Source organism: Brevibacterium pigmentatum (genome assembly GCF_011617465.1).
Taxonomy (GTDB): Bacteria; Actinomycetota; Actinomycetes; order Actinomycetales; family Brevibacteriaceae; genus Brevibacterium; species Brevibacterium pigmentatum.
In genome coordinates, this window is record NZ_CP050153.1 from 170,745 (window position 1) to 196,987 (window position 26,243).

At 65.3% G+C, this 26,243-nt stretch carries 23 protein-coding genes; 18 read left to right on the forward strand and 5 right to left on the reverse strand.

Annotated features, from left to right (window positions below; genetic code table 11):
- The first annotated feature begins 122 nt into the window (after positions 1–122).
- From GUY30_RS00755 to GUY30_RS00800, 10 genes are all read left to right on the forward strand, one after another.
- Entirely contained in the window at positions 123–1,343 is a 1,221-nt protein-coding gene (locus tag GUY30_RS00755; RefSeq protein ID WP_228281913.1) for an aromatic ring-hydroxylating oxygenase subunit alpha, read from the forward strand.
- Entirely contained in the window at positions 1,340–2,854 is a 1,515-nt protein-coding gene (locus GUY30_RS00760) for a flavin reductase family protein (RefSeq protein ID WP_167193251.1), read from the forward strand. The genes GUY30_RS00755 and GUY30_RS00760 overlap by 4 nt, the downstream gene beginning before the upstream one ends.
- 68 nt (positions 2,855–2,922) lie before the next feature.
- On the forward strand, positions 2,923–5,496 hold the full coding sequence (locus GUY30_RS00765; RefSeq protein WP_167193253.1) for a GcvT family protein: 2,574 nt from the start codon (positions 2,923–2,925) through the stop codon (positions 5,494–5,496).
- A gap of 236 nt (positions 5,497–5,732) precedes the next feature.
- Positions 5,733–6,896 (forward strand): thiolase domain-containing protein, encoded by a 1,164-nt coding sequence (locus GUY30_RS00770; protein ID WP_167193255.1) that lies wholly within the window; start codon positions 5,733–5,735, stop codon positions 6,894–6,896.
- The gene (locus GUY30_RS00775; RefSeq protein WP_167193257.1) at positions 6,896–8,536 is read left to right on the forward strand and encodes an AMP-binding protein; all 1,641 of its coding nucleotides are present in this window, start codon (positions 6,896–6,898) and stop codon (positions 8,534–8,536) included. The genes GUY30_RS00770 and GUY30_RS00775 overlap by 1 nt, the downstream gene beginning before the upstream one ends.
- Positions 8,533–9,438: an SDR family NAD(P)-dependent oxidoreductase gene (locus GUY30_RS00780; protein ID WP_208091457.1), complete on the forward strand. Its 906-nt coding sequence runs from the start codon at positions 8,533–8,535 to the stop codon at positions 9,436–9,438. The genes GUY30_RS00775 and GUY30_RS00780 overlap by 4 nt, the downstream gene beginning before the upstream one ends.
- A 171-nt stretch (positions 9,439–9,609) precedes the next feature.
- A complete protein-coding gene (locus GUY30_RS00785; RefSeq protein ID WP_228281570.1) occupies positions 9,610–10,650 on the forward strand; it encodes a DctP family TRAP transporter solute-binding subunit in 1,041 nt (346 codons plus the stop codon).
- 1 nt (position 10,651) lies between these two features.
- Positions 10,652–11,206, forward strand: coding sequence for a TRAP transporter small permease (locus GUY30_RS00790; protein ID WP_167193259.1), 555 nt, complete (start codon positions 10,652–10,654; stop codon positions 11,204–11,206).
- On the forward strand, positions 11,203–12,747 hold the full coding sequence (locus tag GUY30_RS00795) for a TRAP transporter large permease (protein WP_167193261.1): 1,545 nt from the start codon (positions 11,203–11,205) through the stop codon (positions 12,745–12,747). Before GUY30_RS00790 ends, GUY30_RS00795 begins: the two co-directional genes overlap by 4 nt.
- A 127-nt stretch (positions 12,748–12,874) precedes the next feature.
- Complete coding sequence (locus tag GUY30_RS00800) at positions 12,875–13,642, forward strand: SDR family NAD(P)-dependent oxidoreductase (RefSeq protein WP_167193263.1); 768 nt, start codon at positions 12,875–12,877, stop codon at positions 13,640–13,642.
- A gap of 148 nt (positions 13,643–13,790) precedes the next feature.
- Here GUY30_RS00800 and GUY30_RS00805 read toward each other — a convergent pair whose 3' ends face one another.
- A complete protein-coding gene (locus tag GUY30_RS00805) occupies positions 13,791–14,747 on the reverse strand; it encodes a PCC domain-containing protein (protein ID WP_167193265.1) in 957 nt (318 codons plus the stop codon).
- A 63-nt stretch (positions 14,748–14,810) separates the two neighbouring features.
- Positions 14,811–15,512, reverse strand: a complete 702-nt coding sequence (locus tag GUY30_RS00810; RefSeq protein ID WP_167193267.1) for a YoaK family protein — start codon at positions 15,510–15,512, stop codon at positions 14,811–14,813.
- 271 nt (positions 15,513–15,783) lie between these two features.
- Between GUY30_RS00810 and GUY30_RS00815 the strand changes: the two genes are divergently transcribed.
- From GUY30_RS00815 to GUY30_RS00825, 3 genes are all read left to right on the forward strand, one after another.
- Positions 15,784–17,589: a gamma-glutamyltransferase family protein gene (locus GUY30_RS00815; RefSeq protein ID WP_167200574.1), complete on the forward strand. Its 1,806-nt coding sequence runs from the start codon at positions 15,784–15,786 to the stop codon at positions 17,587–17,589.
- Between the two features lie 2 nt (positions 17,590–17,591).
- Positions 17,592–18,281 (forward strand): GntR family transcriptional regulator, encoded by a 690-nt coding sequence (locus GUY30_RS00820; protein WP_167193269.1) that lies wholly within the window; start codon positions 17,592–17,594, stop codon positions 18,279–18,281.
- 242 nt (positions 18,282–18,523) lie between these two features.
- Positions 18,524–18,685 carry a hypothetical protein gene (locus tag GUY30_RS00825; protein ID WP_167193271.1) on the forward strand — a complete coding sequence of 54 codons (162 nt, stop codon included), beginning with the start codon at positions 18,524–18,526 and terminating at the stop codon, positions 18,683–18,685.
- 86 nt (positions 18,686–18,771) lie between these two features.
- Here GUY30_RS00825 and GUY30_RS00830 read toward each other — a convergent pair whose 3' ends face one another.
- Both GUY30_RS00830 and GUY30_RS00835 read right to left on the reverse strand, forming a co-directional pair.
- The gene (locus tag GUY30_RS00830) at positions 18,772–19,269 is read right to left on the reverse strand and encodes an SRPBCC family protein (protein WP_167193273.1); all 498 of its coding nucleotides are present in this window, start codon (positions 19,267–19,269) and stop codon (positions 18,772–18,774) included.
- Between the two features lies 1 nt (position 19,270).
- Positions 19,271–19,681: an ArsR/SmtB family transcription factor gene (locus GUY30_RS00835; RefSeq protein ID WP_062240004.1), complete on the reverse strand. Its 411-nt coding sequence runs from the start codon at positions 19,679–19,681 to the stop codon at positions 19,271–19,273.
- Positions 19,682–20,000: 319 nt separating this feature from the next.
- Here GUY30_RS00835 and GUY30_RS00840 point away from each other — a divergent pair, with 319 nt between their 5' ends.
- The 3 genes from GUY30_RS00840 (at position 20,001) to GUY30_RS00850 (ending at position 23,534) form a co-directional block, all read left to right on the forward strand.
- Complete coding sequence (locus GUY30_RS00840) at positions 20,001–21,461, forward strand: APC family permease (RefSeq protein ID WP_167193275.1); 1,461 nt, start codon at positions 20,001–20,003, stop codon at positions 21,459–21,461.
- Positions 21,458–22,375: a universal stress protein gene (locus tag GUY30_RS00845; protein WP_167193277.1), complete on the forward strand. Its 918-nt coding sequence runs from the start codon at positions 21,458–21,460 to the stop codon at positions 22,373–22,375. The genes GUY30_RS00840 and GUY30_RS00845 overlap by 4 nt, the downstream gene beginning before the upstream one ends.
- A gap of 307 nt (positions 22,376–22,682) precedes the next feature.
- Entirely contained in the window at positions 22,683–23,534 is an 852-nt protein-coding gene (locus GUY30_RS00850; RefSeq protein WP_167193279.1) for a fumarylacetoacetate hydrolase family protein, read from the forward strand.
- 91 nt (positions 23,535–23,625) lie between these two features.
- On the opposite strand, the gene GUY30_RS00855 is transcribed toward GUY30_RS00850, so the two are convergent.
- Positions 23,626–24,153, reverse strand: coding sequence for a hypothetical protein (locus tag GUY30_RS00855; protein WP_167193281.1), 528 nt, complete (start codon positions 24,151–24,153; stop codon positions 23,626–23,628).
- Between the two features lie 280 nt (positions 24,154–24,433).
- Between GUY30_RS00855 and GUY30_RS00860 the strand changes: the two genes are divergently transcribed.
- Positions 24,434–24,781, forward strand: coding sequence for a hypothetical protein (locus GUY30_RS00860; RefSeq protein ID WP_167193283.1), 348 nt, complete (start codon positions 24,434–24,436; stop codon positions 24,779–24,781).
- 1 nt (position 24,782) lies between these two features.
- Entirely contained in the window at positions 24,783–26,231 is a 1,449-nt protein-coding gene (locus tag GUY30_RS00865; RefSeq protein WP_208091458.1) for a sodium:solute symporter family protein, read from the forward strand.
- Positions 26,232–26,243: the final 12 nt, after the last annotated feature.

A 26,243-nucleotide genomic window follows, 5' to 3' on the forward strand; every position in this document is an offset into this window, starting at 1 on the left:
TCCACCGGTGGGCCGCTGCAGGCAGACATCAAGGGAGATGAGCATTGACAGCTACCAACCTGGCACCGACGAAGAAGGGCTTCCCCGCGGGATTCACCGAGGAGAAGCTCGACGAGACCCGCATCCGACTCGACACCCGTCGGACAGGCTTCTCGCTCGAAGCTCCGTTCTACACGGATCCGAACCTCTTCAATCTCGATATGCAGGCCATCTTCGGTCAGCACTGGGTCTTCGCGTGCAGCGTCGCCGAGATCCCCGAGCCGGGTGACTATGTCACGCTCGACTACGGTCCGTACTCCCTCATCGTCCTGCACAACGACGACGGCGGCGTCAACGTCCTCCACAACGTCTGCCGGCACCGCGGGGCGCGCGTCCTCACCGATGCGCAGGGAACGACGGGCAACCTCGTCTGCGGCTACCACTCGTGGACGTACTCTCCCGAGGGCGACCTCATCCACGCCTCGGCGCCGGGGGAGATGACCTTCGACAAGTCCTGCTACGCGCTCAAACGCGCGCACGGAAAGATCGCCGCCGGGCTCGTGTTCATCTGCCTGGCCGAAGAGCCGCCGATTGACTTCCATGAGACCGCGAAGATCTTCGAGCCTTATATCGCCCCTCATGAGCTGGCGAAGACGAAAGTCGCCTATCAGCAGAACATCGTCGAAGAGGGCAACTGGAAGCTCGTGATGGAGAACAACCGCGAGTGCTACCACTGCGATGGTCACCCGGAGCTCGCGTGCTCGCTGTTCCCGACCTGGGGCCTGACCGATGAGACGATCCCACCCCACCTCGAAGACGTCTGGGACCGCAACCAGCAGGCGCAGGCCTCCCTCGAATACCGATGCCGTCGCTACGGCCTGCCCTATGAGGTCGTCGAAGAACTCGACACTCGCGTCGGCGGCATCCGCATCTCCCGCGAATCGCTCGACGGAGCGGGGGAGTCCTTCTCGGCAGACGGGCGCCGGCTGTCGAAGAAGCTGCTCGGCGACCTTCCGGACTTCCGCCTCGGCCGCTGCTCGATGCATCTGCAGCCGAACTCCTGGTTCCACCTCCTCGGCGATCACGTCATCACCTTTGCGGCATTCCCGATCAGTGCCTCGAAGACCCTCGTGCGCACCACCTGGCTCGTCGCCGACGACGCCGTCGAAGGTGTCGACTATGACCTTGAAACCCTCACTCACACGTGGAAGCAGACGAACCTGCAGGACAAGGCCTTCGTCGAACTCTGCCAGCAGGGAGCGGCGAGCCCGTTCTATGAGCAGGGACCGTATATGAAGAGCGAGTACCAGGTCGAAGCCTTCATCAACTGGTACGTGCAGCGGATGCGGGAGCACGTCGGATGAGATCCTCCGCTGTGCCCGCGCTGCCGCTGGCCCAGCGGGTGCGCGGACTGGAGATGCCCTGGAACCGCGTGCTCTCGAGCGCCTCGGAGCCGGCCGGAGCCGCCACCGCGCTGGGTCCGTGGCACCCGCAGGAATTCGCCGCCGAATGCGTGGAGACCATCCCCGAGGCGGGAGGGATGATGGTCTTCGTCTTCCGTCGCATGGACGGGGCGCCCCTGGCGTTCCGGTCGGGGCAGTACATCAACATCGACTTCCCCATCGACGGACCCGATGCCGAGCCGGTGTCGCGCAGCTATTCGATCTCCTCGGCCCCGACCGAGCCGTGGACGTTCTCGATCACGATCAAACGCGACCCCAATGGCAAGGTGTCGCCATGGGCGCATGACCACCTCCGCCCCGGCACCGTCCTCGACATGCTCGGCCCGGTCGGTGCGTTCCACCTCGCAGATTACGACCGGAGGGCACGGTTCCTGCTGCTCGCGGCCGGAGCCGGGATCACCCCGCTGATGTCGATGATCCGCACCGTGCATTCGCTGCCCGGCCAAGCCGATGTCGTCCTCCTCTACCACGGAGCCGCACCCGACTCCTTCGCCTTCTCCGAGGAACTCGACTTCCTCGCGAACGTGGATTTCCGGATCAAGGTCATCTACTGCCTCGGCGATCGGGAATGCGGCGACGAATGGGAGGGACGGACGGGACGCCTGTCGACGTCGCTGCTCGAGGAGCTCGTCCCCGACGCCAACGGTCGGCAGGTCTTCGCCTGCGGTCCGGAAGGTTACCTCAACACCGCGACCGAACTGCTGCGCGAAGTCGGCGTCGACGACACCTCGGTGTTCATGGAGTTCTTCTCCGGCGATCGTGAGATCCGTGCCGAATACGCCGAGGAAGTCGCCATCGCCGGTGAGATCGCCGAGGAGATCGCGGCGACGACCGAGGAGTACTTCGAGTCCCAGCCGGCCGCGCTCGACATGTACGAACCCGAGTACGACGCCGACGGACCGGTCGAGGCGGTCGGCGCACCGACCGAAGCCGTCGACGCCGAGGCGGTCGTGCCCGTCGACGACGATGTCGAGATCGAGGTCGTCGGCGTCACCGATGAGAACCTCGCCGAGGCGGGTCCCGATTCTTCGTCCGACGCTGGGTCCGCGGTCCCGGCTGGGGATGGGGCGGCCGCCTCGGCGAAGGATGCGGGCGAAGATGACGAAATCGCCGTCGTCGACCCGGCCGCACTGCCTACTGTGGGGCAGGGTGAGCACACGATGTCGTTCGTGCGCACCGGCCTCAACGTCTGCGTCGGGGAGGACGAAACGGTCCTCCAGGCCGCGCGGAAGGCGGGGGTGAAGATCCCCGCGAACTGTCAGGAGGGCATGTGCGGATCCTGCAAGGTCGTCAAGCTCGACGGCGACGTCGAGATGAACCACCAGGGCGGAATCCGCGCCCGCGAGATCGACGCGGGCAAGTTCCTGCCGTGCTGCTCGACGGCGAAGACCGACCTCGTCATCGACTCCTGACCCGCGGCTGAAACCGCGACATCCTCTGCAAAACAGTCCCCACAATCTTTGTAATTAAGGAGTACTCAGTGCCGATCTCATCACCACGAGTCGTCATCATCGGAGCCGGCATCGTCGGCGCCAACCTCGCCGACGAACTCGCGCAGCTGGGCTGGACCAACACCCTCGTCATCGAACAGGGCCCGCTGAACATCCCCGGCGGATCGACTTCTCACGCCCCGGGACTCGTCTTCTCCTCGAACGCGTCGAAGTCGATGACCGAATTCGCGCAGTACACGATCGAGAAGCTCACCGCGCTCACAGACGCCGACGGGCGCGGCTCGTTCCTGCCCGTCGGGGGCCTCGAGATCGCCACCACCGAGGATCGGCTGCAGGACCTGCACCGTCGAGCCGGATGGAACCGGTCGTATGGCGTCGAAGCCGACGTCATCGACCCCGAAGAATGCGCGAAGCTCTTCCCCATGCTCAACCGGGACATGGTCCACGGCGGACTGCTCACCCCAGGTGACGGGCTCGCGTTGGCGGCGAAGGGCACTCAGCTCGTCATCGACCGCGCCCGTGCCGCGGGAGTCGAATTCCGCGACCGCACCACGGTCACCGACATCGAGACCACCGGCGGGCGGGTCACCGCGGTCATCGCCGGTGAGGACCGGATCCCCGCCGATATCGTCGTCTCCTGCGCCGGCTTCTGGGGACCGAAGATCGGTGAGATGGTCGGCACTCCGATCCCGCTGCTGCCGTTGGGTCACCAATTCGCCTGGACCACCGAGGTGCCCTCCTTGGTGGGTGCGAACGAACTGCCGGCCGGGGCGAAGCGACCCATCCTGCGCTACCAGGACAAGGACCTGTACTACCGCGAATGGGGCGAGCGGATCGGCATCGGTTCCTATGCCCACCGCCCGATGCCCGTCGATCTCGATACGCTGCAGACCTACTCACCGGACGAGATCACGAGTGAACGGATGCCCTCGAGCCTCGACTTCACCCCGGACGACTTCGCCCCCGAATGGGAAGCGACGAAGACTCTGCTGCCTGAACTCGCACAGACGCAGATCCAGCGCGGGTTCAACGGCATCTTCTCGTTCACCCCGGACGGCGGTTCGCTCGTGGGACAGTCACGTCAGGTCGACGGATTCTTCGTCGCCGAGGCGGTATGGGTGACCCACGGCGCAGGCATCGCCCGCGCCGTGGCTGAGCTCATCGCCGAAGGACGGTCGAAGACCGACCTGTCTGGAATCGATCTCAATCGCTTCGAGGATGTGCAGACGAACGCCGACTACGTCAGCGAGACCTCGCAGCAGAACTTCGTCGAGATCTACGACATCATCCATCCTCTGCAGCCGCGGGTCTCGCCGCGTGACCTGCGGTCGAGCCCGTTCCGGCGGCAGCAGGAGGAGCTCGGGGCGTTCTTCCTCGAGACCTCCGGCTGGGAGCGTCCGCACTGGTTCGACGCGAACGCTGCTCTGCTCGCGGACATGCCCGCGGAATGGGCGGCACCGGAACGAGACGCCTGGGCGGATCAGTTCCATTCGCCCATCGCCGCGGCCGAGGCCTGGAAGACGCGCACCTCGGTGGCGATGTTCGACATGACCCAGCTCAAGCGCTTCGAAGTCACCGGCCCCGGTGCCGGCGAACTGCTGCACGGGATGACCACCTCGTCGATGCGGCGCTTGCCGGGAGCGGTCAGCTACACGCTGCTGCTCGATGAGGTCGGCGGAATCACGAGCGACATCACGGTCGCGATCCTCGACGAGGAGACCTACCAGGTGGGCGCGAACTCGAACATCGATCTCGCGTACATTTCGCGGGCGGCCAGGCACCAGTCGGCCGCTGACCCGTCGAAGTGGGCGACCGTGCGCGAGACGACGCCGGGAACCTGCTGCATCGGTCTCTGGGGCCCGTTGGCCAGGGACGTCATCGCCAAGGTCACCGATGAGGACTTCAGCGATGCCGGACTCAAGTACTTCCGTACGAAGCCCGCGGTGGTCGGCGGTGTGCCGGTCACAGCGATGCGCCTGTCCTATGTCGGCGAACTCGGCTGGGAGATCTACACCTCGGCGGACCTCGGTTCGCGACTGTGGGACGTGCTGTGGGAGGCCGGTGAGGAGTTCGGCATCATCGCCGGCGGACGTGAAGCGTTCAACTCGATGCGCCTGGAGAAGGGCTTCCGGTCCTTCGGCACCGATATGACCAGCGAACACGAACCGGTTCAAGCCGGCCTCGGATTCGCCGTGAAGGCTTCCAAGACCGACGACTTCATCGGCAAGGCTGCGCTCGAGTCGAGGGCGGCTGCAGCGACGACGAAACTGACCTGCCTGACTCTCGACGTGCCCTCGGACGTCGTGCTCGGCAAAGAACCGGTGTACGTAGTCAGCGGGGAACGCTCGGGTGACGCGGATGGCGGGGCCGCCTCGGCGAAGTCGGACGGATCGGCCGGGACGGTCGGCTCGGGTGTCGCGGATGGGTACGTCACCTCGGCGGCCTACGGCTACTCGATCGGGAAGTCGATCGCCTACGCGTGGCTGCCGAACACCCTGGGAGTCGGTGACGCCGTGGAGATCGAATACCTCGGGCGCCGGCTGCCGGCCACGGTCACCGCCGAGCCGCTCTTCGACCCGGAGATGACTCGCCTCAAAGGCTGAGCGGGTACGTCTTCCGGCCGGAATTCATCGACAAACGCACGGAGCGTCGAGACACGGGGGAGCGCACCCGTGCCTCGACGCTCAACGCGTTTTTCGACGGACTGGGCCTGTGGTGGTGTGTCGAAGGCCGACACCAATGTTCCATATGGTGGATTTTTTTTGACCAACTGGTGGGACCGGGAAAGTATGAGAGGACAGTGCTCGTTGTGCAGAGCCCAGTACCCGAAGGAGTGTCCATGTCCTCACCTGCGATCATCGGCTGGTCCCACGGAAAGTTCGGCAAGTCGGAATCCCCGTTGCCGCAGATGATGGCCGACGTCGCCCGCGACGCCATCGCCGAGGCGGGACTCGAACCGTCCGACATCGACGTCATCCACGTCGGCGTCTTCAACAACGGACTCTCCCGCCAAGGCTTCGAAGCCGCTCTGACGGGCACTGTGTTCCCCGAACTCGCCCGCACACCGGCCCACCGGCACGAGAACGCCTGCGCCACCGGCTCCGCCGCGATCTTCTCCGCCCACGACTCCATCGCCGCCGGCCGCCACCGCACCGCGCTGGTCATCGGTGCCGAACGGATGACTCAGGCCTCCGGTCACGACGTCAACGAGGTCCTGCTCAGTGCCAGCTACCGGGAAGAGGAAGAGCACTATAAGTCCTTCGCCGGAGTCTTCGGCGAGATCGCCCGCCAGTACTTCGACCGCTACGGCGACCACTCGGAGACCCTCGCGAAGATCGCCGCGAAGAACCACGCCAACGGCGCCCAGAACCCGCTCGCCCATATGCAGAAGGACCTCGGTTTCGACTTCTGCAACACCGTGAGCGAGAAGAACCCGTACGTCGCCGAACCCCTGCGCCGCACCGATTGCTCCATGGTCTCCGACGGAGCCGCGGCGCTGGTCCTGGCCGCCGAGGACGTCGCCGCCTCCGCGCCACTTGCCGTGACCTGGCGAGGCATGGGCAACGCCAACGACGTCCTGCCGCTGTCCCAGCGCGACCCGCTCGAGATGGCCGGAGCCCGTGCCGCCATGGACCAGGCGCTCAAGGCCGCCGGCATCGGCATCGACGACCTCGACTTCCTCGAAACCCACGACTGCTTCACGATCGCCGAACTCCTCGAATACGAAGCATTCGGCCTCGCCGCCCCGGGCCAGGGACACACCCTGCTCGACGACGGTGCCACCGAGGTCGGCGGTCGCCTGCCCGTCAACCCCTCCGGCGGTCTCAAGGCCAAAGGCCATCCCATCGGCGCCACCGGTGTGTCCATGCACGCCCTGGCCGCCGCCCAGCTGACCGGCCGCTCACCTGGCATCCAGATCGATTCCCCGGAACTCGCCGGAGTCTTCAATATGGGCGGTGCCGCCGTGTCGAACTTCGCCTCCGTGTTCGAACGCGTCCGCTGATGCGCGCCATCTCCCAGACATCCCCGGCGAAGGACTTCACGCCCACACCTCGGCGCGGGGTCAACGTCTCCCACTTCCTCACCCAGACCGCCCGCCGCATCCCCGACCGCCTCGCCGTCGTCGACGACGATCACGGGCAGCGCTGGACCTGGGCCGAACTCGACGCCCGCGCCGAAGCGCTCGCCGCCGCCCTCCAGGCCGGTGGCGTCGACCGTCGCGACACCGTCCTCCTCGTCTCGGCCAACCACGCCGAGGTGATCCAGTCCTTCTGGGGAATCCTGCGCTCCGGCGGGGTCATCGCCCCACCGAACGCGGCCCTGTCGACCGAGGAGCTGCTCGGCATCAGCGCCGAGGTAGCCCCCGCCGCCGTCATCGCCGACCGCGCCTACGCCGACTTCGTCACAGCCCTCAAAAACACCGGCTTCACCGGTCCCGTCTTCTGGATCGGCGACCTGCCTACGGCTCAGGCGGCAGCGGCACCGGCAGAGGCCGTCGACTCGGCAGTCGACGAGGACGACCCCTGCTGGTACTTCTTCACCTCCGGGTCGACCGGGCGACCCAAGGCTGCGACTTTCACGCACCGCCACCTCGGCGCGGTGCTCATGAATCACCGCTGCGACCTCTTTCCCAACGAGGACGAGACGGGGGCGTCCCTTGTGCTCGCGCCGCTGTCGCACGGCGCGGGCATCCACATGCTCGGGCAGGTCTTCGGCGGCACTCCGTCGGTCATCCACCCCGGTGGCAAGCCCAGCGTGGAGTCCCTGTGGCCGGCCATCGATGCCTACGGGATCACGAACGCCTTCACCGTCCCGACCATCCTCAACCGCATCGCCGCCGGCTACCCAGAAGGCCGCGGACCCGAGGATCACACCCTCGAGCGGGTCATCTACGCCGGAGCCCCGATGCTCGCGACCGACCAAGCCCGGGCGCTCGAGAGGCTCGGGCCCTGCCTCGTCCAGTACTTCGGACTCGCCGAGGTGACCGGAGCGATCACGATCCTCCGCCCAGAGGACCACGGAGCCATCCCCGTCGACGACGCCGGAATCGGCACCTGCGGCCGCGCCCGCACCGGAGTCGAGATCGTCATCGTCGACGAGACCGGCGCACAGCTGGCCGCAGGCGTTCAGGGCGAGGTCTGCGTGGCCGGACCGACCGTGTGCGCCGGCTACCTCGGCCGCCCCGATGCGAACGCCGAATCCTTCGCCGGAGGGCTCTTCCACACCGGTGACGTCGGCTACCTCGACGAACGCGGGTACCTGTTCCTCACCGGCCGCAAGTCCGATATGTACATCTCCGGCGGTTCGAACGTCTACCCCCGCGAGATCGAGGAGCTCCTCCTCACCGACACCGAGGTGGCCCAGGCCGTCGTCGTGGGCGTGCCCGACCCGCAGTGGGGCGAGATCGGCGTGGCCGTCATCGAGCGAGCGCCGGCGAACGGGAACGACGGAGTCGGTGTTTCCGATGCCGACGCGGATGACCTGGCCGAGCGGCTGACCGCTCTCTGCAGGTCGGGTCTGGCGAAATACAAGGTGCCCAAGGAGATCCACTTCGTCGAGACCATGCCGGTCACCGCCTACGGCAAACTCGCACGCAAGGAACTCAAGGCCGAATACTCCCAAGGACGGGGCAGCGCACGATGAACTCGACTGAGACGGCAGCCGTGTCAGTGCCGACAGGTAGGTTAGTCGGCACGACGATCATGGCCATCGGCTGCGGCACTCCGGACGGGGAGGTGAACAACGGCTTCGCCGCTGCGATCGGATTCCTTCGCGAGGGAGCGAAGGTCTGCATCGTCGACCGTGACCCAGGTGCGCTTGACGAAGCGACACGGGCCCTCGCCGAGGCAACTGCCCAGGTCGACTCGTACGGCGCGGTCACGTCTGAGCGGGGCCACCTCGGTGCGGTCGACCTCGACTCTCAGCTGACCACGGTCGTCGCCGACGTCGGCGACGAAGACTCCCTGGCTGCGGCGTTCGCGCACTGTGCCGATCGCCTCGGCGGGCCAACCGTGCTGCACTACAACGTCGGCATCGTCGTCAACGGGGGAGTCGACGAACTCGAGACCGACGGCTTCCGTCGTGCCCTCGACATCAACCTCACCGGGGCGTTCTCCGCGATCAAGCATGCGCTGCCGCATATGCGCGCGGCCGGACACGGGTCGATCATCACGGTGTCCTCGGTCGCCGGCATGCGCTACATGGGGTATGACTACCCGGCGTATGCGGCATCGAAGGCCGGACTCATCGAACTGACGAAGGTCGTCGGCGCGCAGTACGCCTCCGAGGGCATCCGCGCGAATTCGATCGCCCCGGGCCTCATCGAGACCCCGCTCATCCATCGTTCGATCTCGGGCCACTACGGCTCGGTCGAGGAGATGCTCGCCGCTCGGCATGCGCAGTCGCCGACAGGGAAGATGGGTCGGCCCGAGGATGTTGCGGACCTCGCGGTGTTCCTCGCATCAAGCGAATCGGCCTACATCAACTCCACGCTCATCCCCGTGGATGGAGGACTGACCCATTACGCGGGGATGCCGAAACGATGATGCGGACGGACGTGCACAGGGTGCGCGCCACCGCGACGAGGGAGAGCCCAGCCGAGACGGCCGGGCACGTGAACGCAGACTCGAGCGTCGCCTCGGCGAGGGAATCCACCGCGGTCGGGGCCTGACCCCGCCGAACTCAAAGACAGTGAAATAACGGAAATCAAGGAGGCAATGGTGCCGATAATACGGACGACGAGGACCATGCTCGTCTGGTCCGCCGTACTGATGGTGTGCGCCCTGCTGCTGGCAGGGTGCGGAACGAACTTCGGCACCACCGACGACGGCAAGCAGCGCTACCGGTGGAAGATGACGGTGACGACCGGATCGACCTCGACGTGGTACCTCGCGGCGGAGAAGTTCGCGAAGGACCTCGACGAGGAGACCGACGGACGGATCACCATGAAGGTCTTCGCCAACGAACGGCTGTCGGCCGGTGAGGCCACGGCCGGAGTCGAACAGCTCATGGACGGGGCGAAGGACTTCTCCTACAACTCGCCGATCATCTACGCCGGCGTCGACCCGCGCTTCGGCGCTGTCACCGCTCCCTTCATCTTCGACTCCGTCGAGGACGGCCAGAAGGCGCTCGCCGGCAAGGGTGGCGACGTCTACGCCGACTACCTCGCCGAACGCGGCGTGCATCTGCTCGGCTTCGGCGAATCCGGCATGCGGCAGCTGACGAACACGCACCGGCCCATCCACACGCCCGACGACATGAAGGGCATGAAGTTCCGCATCCCCGGCTTCGGCATGTACACCGACCTCTACCGCGGACTCGGCGCGAACCCGACGACGATGCCCTTCGGTGAGGTCTTCACGGCCCTGCAGCAGGGAGCCATCGACGGTCAGGAGAACCCGATCGACGTCATCTACTCGGCGAACCTGCAGGAGGTCCAGCCGTACCTGACGCTGTGGAACTACTCCTATGACCCGCTCGTCCTCGGCATCAACAAGGACCTCTTCGACTCCCTGACGCCTGAGGACCAGAAGCTCGTGACCCGCCTGGCCGGCGAGGCCAACGACTTCCAGATCAAGAAGAACCGCGACGGCGAAGAGAAGCTCATCGCCGAACTCGCCGACTCCGGCATGGAGGTCAACGAACTCAGCGACGAGGAGAAGGACGCCTTCCGCGCCAAGCTGGGGCCGATCTACAGCGAATACCGCAAGGTCTGGGGATCGGACATGTCCCAGGCGTTCATCCCGAAAGGACTGTGAGATGAGAGCCATCAGATTCTTCGAGGACTGGGTCGTCATCGCCTCATTTATGGTGATCGTCGTCGTCACCTTCGTCAACGTCCTCTCCCGCTACATCTTCAAGGCCTCATTGGCCTTCTCCGAGGAGATCACCATCAACCTCCTCGTCGTGCTCACGATGATGGGAGCCGTCGTCGGGATCCGCCTCGGCGCGCATCTCGGGTTCACCTATCTCGTGGAGAACGCAAAAGGCAGCGTGCGCCGCGTCCTCCTCATCACCGGCACCACCCTCATCGTCGTTTTCCTCGCCGTCCTCCTCATCTGGGGCGGGGAGATGACGATCGCACAGGGCCTGCGCGGCCGGGCGACCCCGTCGCTGGGCATCCCGCAGTGGCTGTTCACCCTGTCCATTCCCTTGGCCGGTCTGCTCGGAATCATCCGCAGCCTCCAGGCTCTGCGGACGGCTCTTCATGAGGACACCTCCGTCGAGGCGGTCGTCGAACGGCTCGCCAGCGAAGCCGCCCCGACCATCGACTCGTCCGAATTCTCCTCTGACCTCGAAGGAGGCCGGAAATGATCGCGCTCCTGCTCTTCGGCAGCTTCTTCCTCTTCCTCGGCCTCGGAATCCCTGTCGCCTTCGCCCTCGGTCTGTCCGCCGTCGTCACCCTGGTGACCACCGACGGATTCCAGGTCCTCGACGTCGTGCCCTCGGTGGTGTTCCCGTCGATGAGTTCGGGCACGCTGCTGGCGATCCCGTTCTTCATCCTCGCCGGCATCGTCATGCAGTACACGGGCATCTCGCAGCGACTGGTCGACCTCGCGTTCCTCATCTTCGGACGGCTGCGCCACGGCCTGGCCGCAGTGACGATCATCTCCGCGTTCTTCTTCTCCGCCATTTCCGGATCCGGTCCTGCCACCGTGGCCGCGATCGGTGCGATCCTCATCCCCGCGCTCGTGCGCAACGGGTACCAGAAGAAGCACGCGGTCTCCCTCGTCGCAGCCTCCGGATCGATGGGCATCGTCGTGCCGCCGTCGATCGCGTTCATCATCTTCGCCGTCGTCGCCGCCGAGTTCGGCAAGATCTCGATCTCCCGGCTCTTCATCGCCGGCATCGTGCCCGGCATCATCATGGCGCTCGCGTTCTTCATCGCCGCACTGTTCGTACCAAGGGTGCGTGAGCTCGCCGGTCTGCCGGTGAGGAAAAAGTCCGCCGCCGAGGCGGTGCCCGGGTCCACATCGACCGGAACACCGGCGTCCGGTTTGGTCGGTATTGACTCCGTTGGGAACGGCGGTTCGGGTGATGGTGCGGCAGCGGGGAAGACTCAGCTGCTGACGACGGAGGGGAAGGCCACCTCGGCGAGTTCCGGGGTTTCCGGGACTTCGGGGTCGGTCGGGTCCGGGTCGGTCGGATCGGCGGATCCGACGGTCACGGTCAACCCCGAGGGCGGGTTCGGCGAGATCATGGCCGCACTGGTCAAGGCGATCCCGGGCCTGCTCATTCCGGTGATCATCCTCGGCGGGATCTACGGCGGAATCTTCACCCCCACCGAGGCGGGAGCCGTCGCATCCGTGTACGCGCTCATCGTCGGGGTGTTCGTCTACCGGGAGCTGGGTTGGAAGGACATGCCGAAGGTGTTCCTCGAGTCCGGGGTCTCGACCGCGGTCATCATGTTCATCGTCGGCGTGGCCAGCCTCTTCTCCTACGTCATCACCGTCGAAGGCGTGGCCGACCGGATCTCGACGGCCGTGCTGGGTGTGACGGACAACAAGTACCTCATCCTCGCGGCGATCACGATCATCCTGCTCATCGTCGGCGCCTTCGTCGACGTGATCAGCGCGTTCTACCTGTTCATCCCGATCCTCGTGCCGATCCTCATCGGCGTGGGTGTGGACATGACGACGATCGGTGTGTTCATGACCGTCAACCTCGCGATCGGCCTGTTCACGCCGCCGGTCGGGCTCAACCTCTATGTGGGTGCGGGCATCGGAAAGGTCAAGCTCGAGGAGGTCGTGCGCGGGATCATGCCGTTCATCATCTGCGCGATCATCGCCCTGCTGCTCATCACCTACATCCCGGCGATCTCGAACTGGCTGCCGGACCTGCTCGGGGTCGGATAGTCGGGGCTGTTGGGGTCGGCGCCTGCGAGCACTTGTCGGCGCCGCTTCGGTGCCGGCCCGGGCAGGTCCCGGCCGTACGGTCGGGCCGGGGAATTCACGCCTTACTCAACTCTGTCGAAGGAGAATCATGGAACCGTATCTGCTCACGAACAAGACGGCCCTGGTCACCGGTGCCGCGCAGGGCATCGGCCTGGCGATCGCCACTGCACTCGCCAGGCGGGGTGCCTCGGTCGGGATCGTCGACCTCAAGGGCGCCGAAGAGGCAGCCGCCGGGCTGGCATCGGAGTACCCGGACCAGCGGTTCGCCGCGTTCTCACTCGATGTCCGGGATCTCGCCGAGGTGAGCGCTGCGGTCGGATCGTTCGTCGAGACGTTCGGGGGACTCGACATCCTCGTGAACAATGCGGGCACGGCCGCACGCATCGGCATCGACGAGATCACCGCCGAACAGTGGCAGCGCGACATCGAGACCAACCTCGGCGGGACGTTCAACTTCATCAAGGCCGCCGTCCACCCCCACATGATCGAGGCGGGCACCGGGTCGATCATCAACATCTCGTCGATCTCTGGCATCAACGGCGGAGCGGTCTCCGACGGGGAGGCCGGAGCCCGGTCGGGACCGGCGTATGCGGCGAGCAAGGGCGGGATCATCGCCCTGACGAAGTGGGTGGCCAAGGAGTACGGACGCCAGGGCATCCGCTGCAATTCGGTGGCACCCGGTCCGGTCGAATCCGCACTCACCGCCGGTCAGGACTACGACACCTCGGGACAGGCGCTCGACCGGATGGGTCGGCCGGATGAGATCGCCGAGGCGGTCGCCTACCTCGCCACGGACGGAGCCGCGTTCACGACGGGGCAGATCCTGCGTGTCGACGGCGGGGCCGTGATGTCGTGAGTCGCTGACGCAGTCGGCCGCAAGCAGACGATCCCCGCATCATCCTCAGGACGATGCGGGGATCGGTGTCTCTGCTGGCCTGTTTGTGCTGGTGCGTCTGGTCAGGGTTGGCTTGTCTGTGCTGGCATGTCTGTGTTGGCTTGTCGGGTCAGGCGAGGCGGCGGACGAAGAGTTCGAAGGTCACGGCCACGGCGTTGGCCCCGGCCTTGAGGGTGCCGGCGCAGACCTCTCCGGCGACGTCGACGACTTCCCCGGAGAGGTTGGTCTGTGGAGATCTGCCCTGTGTCCCGATCACGGTGCCGCTCAGATGGGTGAACTCGACGGCCGGCCACGGGGCGGTGCCATCGGTGAACACGGCTCCGGTCGTACTGCCGAGACTCGCGAGAACCTCGGCGGAGTCGAAGCCTACGTTGCGGCAGACAGCGAGGACCGCCTCGTCGAGGATCTCACCGGGACGGATCCGGGAGATGACGGCATCGGGGAAGTCCGGGGTCTCAGAGCGCTTTGGCGTTTCAGGAGTTTCCGACATGTCGCCTGCGCGGTCGGTGGGCGTCGGAGCGAAGGCCGAGAACCCGGTCTCGGGGTCGACCTCGCTGATCAGACGCGCATCGTGAAGGGTGAAGAGTCGGATCGTCAGCCCGGCCGGCCCCGCTAGAGTGCCCGGCAACAGGTGTCCGCCTTTGGTCTGGCCGTCCGCACCGGTCCATGAGGCGTGGACGTGGCAGAAAGGTGTGCCCTCACGAAAGCCGATCGTCGCAGATGCGTGGCGAAGTTCCGTGGTGTTGTCGACGCTGAATGCTTCGGTGAAGGACATCGGGTGATCGGCGTCCGGACCAAAGGCGGGGTGGACATAGTCGATGCGACCGAATTGTCCGGAGACGAACTCGGCCATGATGCCGTCCACTGCGAAGTCGGTCAGGGATGCTTCGAGGGCGTTGAACAGGTCCGCGCCCTCCGGCAGTTCGAGGACGTGCTCGGTCCAGCGGGTCGGGACGGAGACGATGCGGGGGTTCTGCCGTGGACCCGCATGGACGACCGCAGTTCCAGGTGCTTTCAGCGGGAAGGTCGGCTGTTGCAGTGCTGTCGTCTCGGCTCCATTGCTCATGGCTCGATTATCGTCGGCGGCCGGCGTCGGTGTCGCCGACGATCCACGTGGTGGAACGTGGGCTCAGGCGTTCGAGGCAACGGCGGCGGCCGCCTCGGCGCGGGTTCGTCTCTTCTTCTCACCGAGGTGGCCGATCACGGCTGCGGCGGCGATCATAACGGCGACGAGGGCGATGCCGATCCACTGATTGAGCATGAGCGTGGCGGCACCGGCCAGCGCACCGGTGAGGATGAGGATCACGGCGAGGAGCCGACGGACCCAGCGGACGTTGTCACCGCCGGCCAGGCTCGAATCGGCCGCGAGACCGACGATCGTCGAGGTCACGACCACGGTGGTGACGTCGGCGATCTTCATCTTCCGGGCGGCCGCGGCCTGCGCGCCCATGAGTGCGGACAGGGCTGAGGTGAAGATCGTGCCGGCGAGGCCGATCTCGGGGTCGGGGACGATCGCGACGTAGACGGACAACGCGGCACAGCCGACGGCGACGCTGGAGAAGATCACGGTCGTCCGGTGGTGCCAATTCTCGCCGATGTCGCCGAGGATGCGACCGGACAGGGCCGCGCCGACCATGAAGAAGACGAGCGCGAGGGCCGGCCGGAGGACTGGAACGCCCTCGGTGCCGGCCAAGCCCATGCCGAGGATGACGACGTTGCCGGTCATGTTGCCGGTGAAGACCTTGTCGAAGCCGAGGTAGCCGATGGCGTCGACCATGCCGGTCGAGAATGTCAGCAACAGCAGCATGGCCAGGTCGAGGCGACGTGTCATGGCATCCCTTCCAGAGTGCGAGAACGACGGAGAGCCAGCCGACTCTGGCGCCTCAGGTGTCTTCCGGTCGCGCAGCTGTCGCAGGCGAGGAGGTCCGGCAACGGCGACGAACGATCCCCGTCGATCATTTTGTATACAAACTGTACTGAGGTGGCGTTTGGTATGCAAAAAGACGCTGTCGGCCGATGCGCGGGTATTGTCGATAGCGACTGCCAACTCAGTGCCCCACGTGACACAGCGCCCGCGTGACATCGCCGAAGGACTTCGCCTCATGCCCTACACCTCGCCACCCGCCTTTACGACTCGGCCCACCCTCGAAGGGCACTTCGGAATGGCCGCCTCGACGCACTGGTTGGCGACCGCGGCAGCGCAGGCGGTGCTCGAACGCGGCGGCAATGCGTTTGACGCGGCCGTCGCCGGAGCCTTCCTCCTCCACGTCGTCGAACCCCACCTCAACGGACCCGGCGGCGATATGACCGGTATCTTCGCCACCGCCGACGAGCCCTCGAAGCCACAGGTGATGATGGGACAGGGACCCGCCCCGGCCGCCGCGACGATCGAGCACTACCGCAGCGAAGGCCTCGACATGATCCCCGGATCCGGGGCGCTGGCCGCAGCCGTGCCCGGGGCCGTCGACTCCTGGCTCAACCTGCTCGAGCACCACGGAACGTGGGAGCTCGCCGACGTGCTCGACTTCGCCATCGACTACGCCGATAACGGACACCCGATCCTCGCCCGGGCCGCCGGAGCGATCGGGAAGGTCAGCGAACTCTTCACCGAGCACTGGCCGAGCTCCGCCGAGCGGTGGATGCCGGAGGGGCGGATTCCCGAGCCCGGCGAACTTGTTTTCAACCATGCCTACGCCGAGGTGCTGCGCGGTCTCATCGCTGCTGGCGACGGACTCGACTCGCGGGAGGAACGGATCCAGGCGGCCCGGAAGGAATGGACGTCCGGGTTCGTCGCGAAAGCCATCGCCGACTTCATCGCCGCCCCTCACCGACACTCGACCGGCGGCGACCATGCCGGGGTGATGACACTCGAAGACCTCTCGTCCTTCTCCGCAGGTTTCGAAGACCCCGTCACCACCGACTTCCGCGGATATCAGGTCGCGAAGATCGGCGCCTGGGGTCAGGGTCCCGTGCTGCTGCAGGCGCTGAAGATCCTCGAGGGGTTCGACGACGAACGACTGGACCCCTCGACCGAGATCGGAGCGCACACGATCCTCGAGGCACTCAAGCTGGCCATGGCCGACCGCGACACCTATTACGGCGATGCTGACGTCGATCTCGATTGGCTGCTCAGCGAGGACTACGCGGCCGCCCGTCGGGACCTCATCACCGAGGCGGCATCCCCCGAGTTCCGGCCCGGGGCCTCTCGGGATGGTGCCGCGCCGTCGTTCACCACCCCGCTCATCCCCGAAGGAGCGGACAAAGAGGCACTCATCAAGGCCGGGATCGGTGAGCCGACCGTGCAGAAGAACGGTGTCAACAATGGTGACACCTGCCACCTCGACGTCGTTGATCGGTGGGGCAACATGATCTCGGCGACCCCGTCTGGGGGCTGGCTGCAGTCCTCGCCGACCGTCCCCGAGCTTGGATTCTGCCTCGGCACACGCCTGCAGATGATGTGGCTCGACGAGGCAGCCCCGTCGGCACTGCGTCCGGGCCGGCGCCCGCGCACCACGCTGACCCCGACGCTGATCTCCAAAGACGGGCAGCCGATCATCGCTCTCGGCTCACCCGGCGGCGACCAGCAGGAACAGTGGCAGCTGCTGTTGATCCTGCGCATGCTCGTCGGCGGATACGCCGCTCAGGAGGCCATCGACGCACCCGCACTTCACACGACATCGGTGGCGGGCTCATTCTGGCCGCGCACCTGGGTGCCGGGCGGAGCGGTCGTCGAGGACCGCCTCGGCGAGGCTGTCATCAGCGGTCTCATTGCCCGCGGTCACAACGTGACCCGGGCGGGGGACTGGGAGCTCGGCCGGCTGTCGTGCGTGACTCGCGATCCGGAAACCGGGCGGCTGAGCGCGGGCGCGAATCCGCGCGGCGCGCAGGGCTACGCGGTAGGAAGATGACGATGACCGATTCGAATGATGGCAAACCGGATGTCGGTACGCAGATCCGCACCGACATCATCACGGGAAAGCTCGAGCCGGGAAGCAAGCTGCGGGAGGTTGCGCTGGCCGAACGGTACGAGGTGTCGCGGATTCCGATTCGGGAGGCTCTGCGTGCGCTCGAGGCCGACGGGCTCGTCGAGTCCCGGAAGTACAGCGGATCGGTCGTCGCACCCTCACCGGTCGAAGACGCCGAGGACCTGTTCGAGATCCGCATCGTGCTCGAGTCGGCGACCGCGAAGCGTGCGGCACGCAGGGTAGCCGAGCGCACTGCCGGGCAGGATCCGGACTCTCGGTGGGCGGATGTCCGTGCCGAGATCGACGCCATTCTCGACGCCGGTGACGTCGTCATCGAGCAGGAACGCTTTGAGGACCTCGCAGTGCTCAACATGCGTTTCCACTTCGCGATCGCCGAACTCAGCGGCAGCCTGTCGTTCATCAGCCTGCTGCGACAGATCTCGGGCAAGATCGAGTGGCTGTACTCGCTCAACCTTATGCGCCGAGGCCCGCAGGCGTGGCCGGAACATCGCGAGATCATCGCCGCCATCGACGCCGGTCAGGTAGAGCAGGCCGCCGAGGTCATGGCCCGACACGTGCGCCGCAGCCGCGATTCCTACTTCGCCACAATGTCCGAACGCCCCCGCACTACCTGACGGCGCCCCAGCGTGGTGGCGCCACGTTGCTGGGGCCCGTCGGGTAGTTCCGGGCGCGGGAAATCATACTTTTAGGGGAGAGACCCCGATTGGATCGCTAGCTATCGTTGAGTGGTCTCACCTTGGTTTTCGACGGTATGCGCAAGCAAGAGGTGCGACGGGCAAGACAACTCGATTCGCGATCAAGGTCGGTGATCAACACGGTGCAGGAACCTGCCCATCGTTCAATTCTGCTCACAAGTGTGAGCTACCCGCTCTTCGTCTCGGGAGTCGTTCTGCTGTTCGTATCGATCACCATCCCGGGAGCCGTGCTGCTGGGGTCCGGCGTCTTCCTCATCGGCGTCAACGAACTGTGCTTCTACATCGCGAAGAGCGGCATGACACGGGATCGTGCCGCCACATAGTGTCTGCGCGTCTTCGATTCCCCGGAACTACCTGACGGCGGCTCAGCAACCTGGCGCCAGGTTGCTGAGCCGCCGTCAGGTAGCAATTAAGCTTCGGCGAGGAGGCGGTCGAGTTTGTCGTAGCCCTCGACGATGCCGTGCTCCATGCCCGAGGCGACCATGCCGTCGCGGGACTCGACCGAGTCGAAGATCGAGGTCGACATCAGTCGTGTCCGCCCGTCACCGAGGTCGGTGAGAGTGAGGATCTCGAGGTTGACCGCGTCCGCGAACCCCTCATAGGTGAAGGTCTGGACGATGCGCTCGTTCTCCCGCACCTCGTGGAACGAACCGAAGAACGCGTACTCGCCGCGGTCATCGGTCGAGACGTAGCTCCAGTTCCCGCCCGTTCTCGCATTCCATTCGCGGATCGTGTTCGTGATCGAGTCGGGCCCGCACCACTTGACGAACAGCTCAGGGTCGATGTGCGCCCGAAACACCTTGTCTGGTGTGGCGGCGAAGTCGCGGGTGATCGATATGCTCTGTACGCCCTCGGGGACGTCGAGTTGGAGAGTCGAAAAATCGGCTGCGGTGTCTGTGGTGGTCATGTCATGCTCCTTTGCGTGATTTTCTATGGGGTGACTTATCTTCGGATCCCGTCGCCGAGGCGGCGCTCGAGTCCGAATTGTTCGCTTCCTCGTCCGCGTCCATCTGTTCGAGGACAGCGTCGAGGCGTTGATAGCGTTCCTCTGCCTGTTGTCTGTATCTTTCGATCCATTTCGTCATCAGATCGAACACATTGTCTTCGAGGTGGACCGGTCTGCGCTGGGCGTCGCGAGTGCGGGAGACCAGTCCGGAGTCCTCGAGCACCTTGAGATGTTTCGATACGGCCTGCAGGCTGACGTCGTAGGGTTCGGCGAGTTCGTTCACCGTCGAGTCCGCGACGCTGAGGCGGGCCACCATGTCCCGACGGGTCGGGTCCGCCAGTGCCGCAAAGACCTTGGACAGCTGATCGGCCATGGAGCCTCCTGCATTTCGAATCCCATATTTAACCAATTGGTTGATACGGTACTGCGATCAGGATCTTTATTCAACCCTTTTGTTGAATAAAGATCTCGTTGCTTCACTTCACCGCTTTCACCTGCGGCGATGATCGCAAGGGCTGGACAGCCTCGGCGAGATTCGACGGATTTCGTACCGAAGATTTCCAGTTCTGAACGATGATTGCGGAGCTGGCTGTCGTATTGTCTCAGTAGTGGCGGACCCGGAAGGGCGTCCGATGGATGCGAGTTCGGGGCCCGTCGGCAGGTCAGTAAGACGATGATGTCTGGAGAAGAACATGCCCACATTGCGCCAGCAGCTGTTCCGGATCAAACCGGTTCCGCGGCAGAAGGAAGATGTCGAAACCGATCTCAAGCGCACCATCGGTCTGTTCTCGCTGACGATGGTCGGCGTGGGCTCGACCATCGGCACAGGCATCTTCTTCATCCTCTCCGAATCCGTTCCGGTGGCAGGCCCCGCCGTGATCTGGTCCTTCGTCATCGCCGGAGCCGTCGCTGGTCTCGCAGTCATCTGCTATGCCGAGCTCGCCGGATCCGTTCCCGTCTCCGGCTCCTCCTACTCCTACGCGTACGCGACCCTCGGCGAACTGCCGGCGATGGGTGTGGCCGCCTGTCTCCTCCTCGAATACGGAGTCGCGGGAGCCGCCGTCGCCGTCGGCTGGTCGCAGTACGTCAACCAGCTGCTGTTCAACCTCTTCGGATTCGAGATCCCGCACGCCCTGGCCTATGCGCCGGAAGAGGGCGGAATCGTCAACCTGCCAGCCATCCTGCTGCTGGCGATGTGCTGCTTCCTGCTCGTGCGCGGCACCGGCGAATCCATCGTCGTCAACGCGATCATGGTCTGCCTCAAGGTCGGCGTGCTCATCTTCTTCGTCTGCGTCGGCGTCACCGGTTGGGACTCGAACAACTTCGCCGACTTCGCCCCCTTCGGCATCTCCGGAGTCGTCGCCGGCTCGGGTCTGATCTTCTTCAGCTACGTCGGCATGGACGCCGTCGCCACGGCCGGCGATGAGACGAAGAACCCGAAGAAGACGATGCCCCGCGCCCTCATCGCCGCCCTCATCATCGTCACCTCCGTCTACGTCCTCGTCGCCGTCGCCGCGCTGTCTGCCCAGCCCTGGGAGGAATTCGAGGGGCAGACCGCTGGCCTGTCCGCCATCCTCGAGAACATCGTCGGCTCACAATGGCCCGGCACGGTCGTGGCGGCCGGCGCGGTGATCTCGATCTTCTCCGTCACCCTGGTCTCGATCTACGGCCAGTCCCGGATCCTGTTCACGATGGCCGGCGACGGAATGATGCCCAAGCTCTTCCGCGAGGTCAATCCCCGCACCCTCACCCCGGTCAAGGGCACGATCGTCGTCTCCGCCGTCATCGCGATCCTTGCCGGCTTCATCCCGCTGAACTTCCTCGCCGAGATGACCTCGATCGGCACCCTCGTCGCCTTCGTCGTCGTATCCCTGGCCGTGATCATCCTCCGCGTGCGCGAACCGAACCTCGAACGCGGATTCAAGGTCCCGTTCTATCCCGTCCTGCCGGTGCTCTCGATCGTCGGCTGCTTCTGGATCATCTCGAGCCTGCAGATCATCACGATCGTCGTCTTCATCATCTGGACCGCCTTCATCCTGGGCCTGTACTTCATCTTCGGCCGCAAGTCCTCCGTCCTCGGCAATCAGCTCGCCGAGGCGGGGCCCACCAATCCCGAATCCGCCGGAACGGACTCCACAGGAGGAGCCAAATGAGCATCGTCGTCGGTCTCGCCCCAGGTCAGGACAACCGCGCCGCAGTCGAGCTGGGTATCGTCCTCGCCCGCACCTATCGGCGCCGGATCGTCGCGACAGCCGTCGACTCCGCCGCGTTCCCGATGGCACCCGTGCACTTCGAGAGCCAGTACGAGAAGAGATTCCGCACCGTCGCCGAGGCGGCCCTCGACGAAGCGCGTGCGCTCATTCCCAGCGATCTTGAGTCCGAATGCGTCCTCCACTCCGCGCGGTCGTCACGGCGCGGACTGCTCGAGATGTGCGAGAAGACCGATGCCTATCGCCTTGTCGTCGGACCGTCGTCGGAGGGGAAGCCGGGCAAGATCGCGCTCGGATCGGTGTCGAACGGTCTGCTGCACAGCGCGAGGCTGCCGGTGGCTCTGGCTCCGGCCGGATTCGAAGCGTCGGAGGGCGCGCGGCTGAAGCGGATCACGGCCGCGTATTCCGGGTCGTCCACCTCGGCGGATCTCATCCTCGGCGCTGCGATGGTCTCGGCGGAGTCGGACGTGCCGTTCCGCATCGCCTCGTTCGCCCCGCGTTCCCGAGTCGTCGCGTCCGCGAACGTCCCCTTCGATATGGAGTCGCGCGTCATCGACGAATGGACGAAGACCGTCCAGCGCGACACGGACAAGATCCTGTGTTCGATCGAGCAGCTGCACATCAAGCCTGGTGAGACGGACGTCGTTGTGGGAACCGGCGCCGACTGGGCCGCGGCTCTCGGGGCCGTCGAGTGGAAGCACCCGGAAGTGATGATGCTCGGGTCCTCCGGACTGGGTGCGCTCAAGCGAGTGTCCCTGGGCAGCCATGCGATGCGGATCCTGCAGAACTCTCCGGTGCCGATCGTCATCGTGCCCCGCCGCGCGAAAGCCGATTACATCCGCCAGCAGACAGTGTGAGTGCTGTGTGAGCCCCGCCGGCTGAACATGCGCCGAGGGGCTTTCGGGCATCACTCACTGTTAGGGCCACAACCCCCTGCAAGTGGCTCGTCCTACAGGCTGCGAGGTATCCCTCACCCGTGGTGGCATAACCCCCTGCAGGAATGGGGTGGTGTGGCACTGCGAGTGAGGGATGGTCCTGATACGTCGTGTCTCTGCGGGGCTGCGATTGTCCAATACTTGAGCGGTTCCAAATTGGCCTCGGCAGTTTCGCTAGCGTGGCGGCAGGTCACAACGACGTGGCCTGGAGCTAGTAGAGAGGAACCGCATGGAACTGCTGCGACTGGGACCGATCGGACACGAGATTCCGGCAGTCCGCCACGATGGAGTCTGCTTCGACCTCCGTTCACTGTTCGATGACATCGATCCGAACTTCTTTGCCGCCGACGGCATCGGACGCGTACGAAATGCGCTCGCCGCCGGCAAGCTCAGCACGCTCGACGGTGCCGATGAGATGCGCATCGGCGCGCCGCTGACCAGGTCTTCTGCCATCGTGTGCGTGGGCATGAACTATGCCGCGCACGCCCGCGAAGCCGGAGCAGAACCTCCCGAGCGCCCTGTCATCTTCTTCAAGATGCCTTCGACCATCGCAGGTCCCAATGACCCGATCGAACTGCCGCCGTATGCGACGAAGGCCGATTGGGAGGTCGAGCTCGGAGTGGTCATCGGCACGCGGACCTTCAGGGGCGCCTCGGCGGAGGAAGGACTCGATCACGTCGCCGGGTACGTGCTCGGCAACGATCTGTCCGAGCGCCGACTGCAGATCGAGGAGTCCGGGGGCCAGTGGTCGAAGGGGAAGAATCTGCCCGGCTTCACTCCGCTCGGGCCCTGGATCCGCCCCGCCGCCGAGGTGGACCCCGGTGACCTGCGGCTGCGCAGTTGGGTCAATGGCGAAGCCAGGCAGGATTCGTCGACGAGTGACCTCATCTTCTCCGTCGGCGAGATCATCTTCCAGCTCAGCCAGGCGATGGCCTTCGAGCCGGGAGACGTCATCCTCACGGGTACCCCGCAAGGTGTCGCGCTGTCGGGAAAGTACCCGTACTTGGCCGACGGGGACGTCGTCGAACTCGAGCTCGAGGGCCTGGGACGGCAGCGTCAGGTCGTGACCGTCACGGAGTGAATGCACGAAGCGGCGCACCGATGACTGGTGCGCCGCTTGTGCATGTGGATCGGCGTCTCAACGACGACGGCCGATCATGTGAGGGCTGAGATCAGCGGTTCTCGTCGAATCCGCCCTGCTCGCCACCGAAGCCACCCTGGCCCTGATCCCGGCCGCCGAAGCCGCCCTGTTCCTGGCCGCCGGGCTGGCCGCCCTGTTCGCGGTCGTAGTCTCCGCCGAATCCGCCGGACTGCTGGCCTTCCTGGGACTGCTGGCCGCGGTCGTCTCCGCCGAACCCGCCGTCGTTCTGACCGCCCTGAGCCTGCTGGCCGCGATCATCGCCGCCGAAGCCGCCCTGTCCCTGGCCACCGGGCTTGCCGGCCTGCTCGCGGTCGTTGCCACCGAATCCACCGGACTGTTCCTGGCCGCCGCCGAGGCCGCCCTGCTCCTGCTGTTCCTGGCCGCCCTGGGCCTGCTGTTCCTGGCCGCCGAAGCCACCCTGCTCCTGCTGACCCGACTGGCCCTGCTGGCCGCCCTGGTCGCCGAAGCCGCGCTGCTGGCCCTCGGGACCGCTCTGCTGCTCATTGCCGAAGTCGTTCTGACCGCTGTCGTTGTTGCCTGCGAAATCGTTCGATTCCATGTCCAACTCCTCATTCGGTGACGAATCATCGCTGTCTGCGACTCGATTGCCAGTCTTCGGTACCCAGAGCCTGGCTGACAATAGAGTTCAAGGAATGTTGCGCGAAGTTCACTCAACCCGCAGCTGATGTTCAGCCAAGGCAGCTTTTCAACGCGACTTTGCTGTCAGCGGCATTTCGTCACCGTCCAGCACCGATTGTGGAGAGAAGATGGACGTGGTCGTGACCATGGTGGTCGGACCGCCGGCCGAGCAGACCGGCCGAACGAGTGCGGGAGGCACAATGAGTACACCCGATTCCGACACACGACGGGTGACGAAAGGTCGCGTCACGGTCTGGGCGGTTCTCTGTCTCATTCCGGTGATCGCCGCCTTCGTCCTCCAATGGCTGCCGATTCTCAATGGCCCACATCTGTTCCTCGGGCTGCCGACCATTTTGTGGTGGACCTGTGTGCCCGGCAGCCTCCTCGTCACCGGCATCCTCCTGATCATCGAGAAGACCCGCCCCGATCTCGAACGGCAGGGCCGCCTCGACGACCTTGCCCTCGAAGAAGCCGAGAGGCTCGAATCGGCCCAAGTCGGAGACCGACCGGAAGTGCAGGCACGCCCCGACAACGGTCGGGAGGGCTGAGATGAGCACTATCGAGATCGTCACCCTCGGCGGAATCGTCCTCGTCGCGATCCTCGGCTTCATCGGACGCAAGAAGCCCAATGCCGACCTCTCCGAGTGGACCGTCGGCGGCCGACGCTTCGGCGTGGCCACCACCTGGCTGCTTCAGGCCGGCGAAACCTTCACCACTTTCACTTTCCTCGGTACCGCGGGGCTCGTGGTCTCGGGAGGCGCCGCCGCCTTCTACTCGATGCCCTACGTACCCCTCGGCTACCTGGTCCTCTACTTCATCGGCCCGAAGATCTGGCGCATGGCCAAAGCACGCGGACACCTGACACAGGCCGACTTCCTCGAACACAGCTACTCCTCGCGCACCCTCGGAGTCATCGCCGGCATCTGCGGAGTCATCTTCCTGCTGCCCTACCTGCAGCTGCAGATCACCGGACTCGGCCTCATCGTCCAACTCGTTACCGGCAACCGAACGACGGGCGTGTGGTCAATGGTCATCGCCTTCATCCTCGTCGTCGCCTTCGTCCTGTGGTCGGGCCTGCGAGGCGTAGCCACGACCGCGTACTTCAAAGACGCGCTCATGCTCGTCATGCTCTTCGTCGTATGCATCTCGATCCCCATCCATTTCACCGGCGGATTCACGAACGTCTTCGACACCGTCGCTGCCACTATGCCCGACCTCCTGAGCGTCCACGGCACAGAGGAATACGGCATCCCCTGGTACATCTCGAACATGGCGATCAGCGCCATCGGCGTGGCCTTCGTGACTCTCCCGCACATGTGGCCGCCGATCCTCGCCGCCCGCAGCTCCGCGGTGCTTCGCCAGAACTACCTGTGGCTGCCGATCTACAACACCTTCATCGTCCTGCCGCTCATCGTCGGCTACGTGGCCGTCGTCATCCTCGGTCGGAACACCGATGCCGACTCGGCTCTGCTCCACCTGTCCGGCCAGATGTTCCCCGATTGGGTGATCGGAGTCCTCGCCGTCGCCGGAATCACCACTGCGATGGTGCCCTCGGCCGCGCTGCTCATCGGCATCTCGACCCTGGCTTCACGCAATGTCTTCCGGATCAGATCCGAACGGCATCAGTTCACTGCGACTCAGATCATCGTCGTCGTCGCCACTGCCCTGTCGCTGCTGCTGGCCATCGTCATGCCCGACCTGCTGGCGAACCTCCTGCTGCTGACTTTCTCCGGCCTCGACCAGCTCGCTCCGGCGATCGCTGCGGCTCTCTTCTTCCGCGGTCGTCTCAGTGTTCGCTCGATCATCGCCGGTCTCGCGGCGGGGCTGATCGTCGTCATCGCCTACACGTTCTGGCTGCCGTTGCCGTGGGCGATCAGCGAAGGCATCATCGGCCTCGGCGTCAACATCCTCGTCGTTGCGGTCTGTGAAGCCGTGCGTGCCGGGGTCGGTCGGTCGCAGGCTGAGATTCCGACCGAATCCATCGGTCAACGCGCGTAGGTCACGTTGCGG